We start from the raw sequence: 3,545 nt of genomic DNA, 5'->3' as shown, positions 1-3,545 counted from the left end.
GGGAGATCACCAAGGATTCCCCGTACGTCGCCGAAGTCCGCGGCGCCGGTCTGTATGTCGGCGTGGAGATCGTGAAGGACCGCGAAACTCTTGAACCGGACCGGCTGCTGACCGAAGACGTCATCAACGACATGCGCGATCGCCGGATCCTCATCAACGGCACGGGCAAGTCGGCGAACACCCTGAAGATCCGCCCGCCGCTGGCCTTCGACTCCGCCGATGTGACCCGATTCCTGGAAACCTTCGCCGAGGTCGCGAAGAACCGTCTGTGACAGCCTGACCGATCGGCAACTGGAGAGACCCATGGAGTTCGAGAGCAAGCCGAGGTTCGTCACGTTCGACATGAACGGGACGCCGATCCAGCGGGCCATCGACAAGACGGCGGTGGACGAGGGCCTCCAGGCATGGGCGACCGCGGTCGACGCCGGCACATCGGGAGCGGCACGGCGATGACGGACACCACCACGGCCCTGGAGTCGCTGGCCTCGCGGCTTGCCGAGACCGCTCCCGGCCTGCGGGTGGAGACCGGCCCCGGATCCACCGGCCTCTACGCCTACGACGCCTCCAACTACCGGGTCCCGCCGAGGGCCGTGGTCTTCCCCCGCAGCGCCGACGACGTCGTCGCGGTGCTGCGGGCCTGCCGCGAGACGCGCGTCCCCGTCACCGCGCGAGGCGGCGGCACCAGCATGGCGGGCAACGCCGTCGGGCCCGGTGTCGTCCTGGACCTCTCCCGGTACATGAACCGGATCCTGGACATCGACCCGGTGGCGCGCACCGCCCGCGTCGAGGCCGGAGTGATCCTGGACGCGCTGCGCAGCGCGACCGCCCTGCACGGGCTCACCTTCGGACCCGACCCGTCCTCGCACAACCGCTGCACCATCGGCGGCATGATCGGCAACGACGCATGCGGCAACCGGTCAGTGCGGCACGGGCGCACCAGCGGGCACGTCGAGGCGCTGGAGATCGTGACGGCCGACGGCGTGCGGGCCGTCGCCGACCGGACCGGACTGCGGGCCGCCGACCCGGAGGACCGGGACGCCGTCCAGCGTGTCGCGGGTCTGGAAGCGGACCTGCGCCGCCTGATCGACGGCAACCTGGCGCCGGTCCGCACCGAGCTGGGCCGGGTACCGCGCCAGGTCTCCGGCTACCAGCTGCACCACCTGCTGCCCGAGCACGGCTTCGACGTGGCCCGCGCCCTGGTGGGCACCGAGGGCTCCTGTGCGGTCGTCACCGCAGCGACGGTCCGCCTGGTGGCGACCGCACAGTCTTCCACCTTGCTGACGCTCGGCTACGACGACGTGGTCGACGCCGCCGAGGACGTCCCCGAGATCCTGCGTTGGAACCCCACCGCCGTGGAGGGCATGGACGAGGCGATCGTCGCCACCATGCGGGCCCGGCGTGGTCCGGACTCCGTCACCGGTCTCCCCGCGGGCCGTGCCTGGCTGTACGTCGAACTCGACGGCGACGACCAGGCGGTCGTCGACGCCCGCGCCGGCGAACTGCTGGACGCGCTCAAGGCACAGGGCCGGATGACCGGCGGGCGGGTCGTGCACAGCCCGGCCGAACGGCGCTCGCTGTGGCGGGTGCGTGAGGACGGGGCAGGGCTCGCCGCCCGCCTGGTCGACGGCGGGGAGTCCTGGCCCGGCTGGGAGGACGCGGCCGTCGCGCCCGAGGACCTGGCCGCCTACCTGCGTGACTTCCGCAAGCTGCTGGCCGCACACGGTCTGACTGGCGTGCTGTACGGCCACTTCGGCGCGGGCTGCGTCCACGTACGCATCGACTTCGACCTCGCCACGGACGCGGGCCGAACCGCCACCCGGCGGTTCCTCTCCGAGGCCGCCACCCTGGTCGTGGAGCACGGCGGCACCCTCTCGGGCGAACACGGCGACGGGCGGGCCCGCGGCGAACTGCTGGAGGTCATGTACAGCCACCGGATGATCCGGGCGTTCGCCGCCTTCAAGGAGATCTTCGACCCGGAGGGGCTGCTCAACCCCGGCGTGATCGTCGACCCGGCACACCTCGACGCCGACCTCGCCCTGCGTGAACTCCCATTCCTGGACACGACGTTCACCTTTCCCCACGACGACGACGGCTTCGCGGGCGCGGTGCGCCGCTGTGTCGGGGTCGGCCGCTGCCGCAGCGACGCGGGCGGCGTGATGTGTCCCAGCTACCGGGCCACGGGCGAAGAGAAGGACTCCACGCGGGGCCGGGCCCGGCTGCTCCAGGAGATGGTGCGGGGCGGAACCGTCCAGGACGGCTGGCGCTCCACGGAGGTGCGTGACGCCCTCGACCTGTGCCTGTCCTGCAAGGCCTGCTCCAGCGACTGCCCGGTCGGCGTCGACATGGCCACGTACAAGGCCGAGTTCCTGCACCAGCACTACAAGGGCAGAGTCAGACCCCGGTCCCACTACTCCCTGGGCTGGCTGCCGCTCACGTCCAAGCTCGTCGGGTACGCGGCCCGCCCGGTGAACCCGCTGCTGCGCGGACCTGTCGGGAAGCTGCTCGCGCGCCTGGGCGGCGTGACCACGAAGCGCCGCATCCCCGCCTTCGCCTCCCGGCGTGCGCTGCGCCGGGCACTGCGCGCGGCCAGGACCGGCCAACCGGCGAAGACGCTGCTCTTCGTGGACAGCTTCACCCGCGCCTTCCGCCCCCAGGTGGCCGGGGCCGCGAGCCGCGTGCTCGCCGACGCCGGCATCCCCTGCGCGGCGGAGGACGACTTGTGCTGTGGCCTGACATGGGTGAGCACCGGACAACTGTCACTCGCGCGCCGCATCATGGCCCGCACCGTCGCCCGCCTTGACAACGGCGACGACCGGCCCATCGTCGTGGCCGAACCCAGCTGCGCCGCGGCGCTCAAGCGTGACGTGCCCGAGCTCCTCGGCACCGACGCCGCCCGGCGCGTCGCGGCCCGCGTCCACACCCTCACCGGAGCCCTGACCGACCTCGCGGTCCCCGGCTGGGCGCCCCCAACACTGCCGGACAGCGTCGTGCTGCAGACCCACTGCCACGAGTACGCCACCTTCAAGGGCCGCCACCCGCGCGACCTGCTCGGCCGCCTCGGTGTGGCGCAGGTCGACGAGGCCGAGGGCTGCTGCGGACTCGCCGGCAACTTCGGCTTCGAGGAACAGCACTACGACACCTCGATGGCCGTCGCCGACCTGGCCTTGAAGCCACGCCTCGACGACATCGACCCGCGCACACCGGCCGTCGTCGTGGCCGACGGCTTCAGCTGTGCCACCCAGATCGACCACCTCGCCGGAGACCGGGGCATCCGCGCCCTGCACCTCGCGGAACTGCTCGATCCCGCTGCCGACCGACCCGGACAACCAGGAGACAACTCATGACCGACACGCCCACGCAGTTGTTCATCGGCGGCGCCTGGGTGGACGCCTCGGACGGCGCCACCATGCCCGTCGACGACCCGGCGACCGGCGAGGTCCTCTGCCATGTCGCCGACGCGGGTCCCAAGGACGCCAAGCTCGCCGAGGAAGCGGCCGTGCAGGCGCAGGAGGCGTGGGCGCGTACGGCGCCCCGGGCGCGCAGCG

Annotated in this window: 4 protein-coding genes; all 4 read left to right on the top strand. The window is 72.2% G+C overall.

Annotation, left to right across the window (positions count from 1 at the left end; all coding sequences use genetic code 11):
- Positions 1 to 272, top strand: a 272-nt coding sequence (locus GTY47_RS19320; protein ID WP_010049294.1) for an aminotransferase class III-fold pyridoxal phosphate-dependent enzyme, incomplete at its 5' end; no start/stop codon positions are given.
- Between the two features lie 31 nt (positions 273 to 303).
- Positions 304 to 453 carry a hypothetical protein gene (locus tag GTY47_RS40310; RefSeq protein WP_010049293.1) on the top strand — a complete coding sequence of 50 codons (150 nt, stop codon included), beginning with the start codon at positions 304 to 306 and terminating at the stop codon, positions 451 to 453.
- On the top strand, positions 450 to 3,344 hold the full coding sequence (locus GTY47_RS19315; protein WP_010049292.1) for an FAD-binding and (Fe-S)-binding domain-containing protein: 2,895 nt from the start codon (positions 450 to 452) through the stop codon (positions 3,342 to 3,344). The genes GTY47_RS40310 and GTY47_RS19315 overlap by 4 nt, the downstream gene beginning before the upstream one ends.
- Positions 3,341 to 3,545 (top strand): aldehyde dehydrogenase family protein (locus GTY47_RS19310; protein WP_010049291.1); only part of this gene is annotated, 205 nt, incomplete at its 3' end. The genes GTY47_RS19315 and GTY47_RS19310, both read left to right, overlap by 4 nt.

It is taken from the genome of Streptomyces sp. SID5464, from assembly GCF_009862985.1.
GTDB lineage: Bacteria > Actinomycetota > Actinomycetes > Streptomycetales > Streptomycetaceae > Streptomyces > Streptomyces chartreusis_D.
The sequence above is the reverse complement of the archived record's forward strand: the minus strand, read 5'-3'. Positions and strand labels throughout refer to the sequence as shown.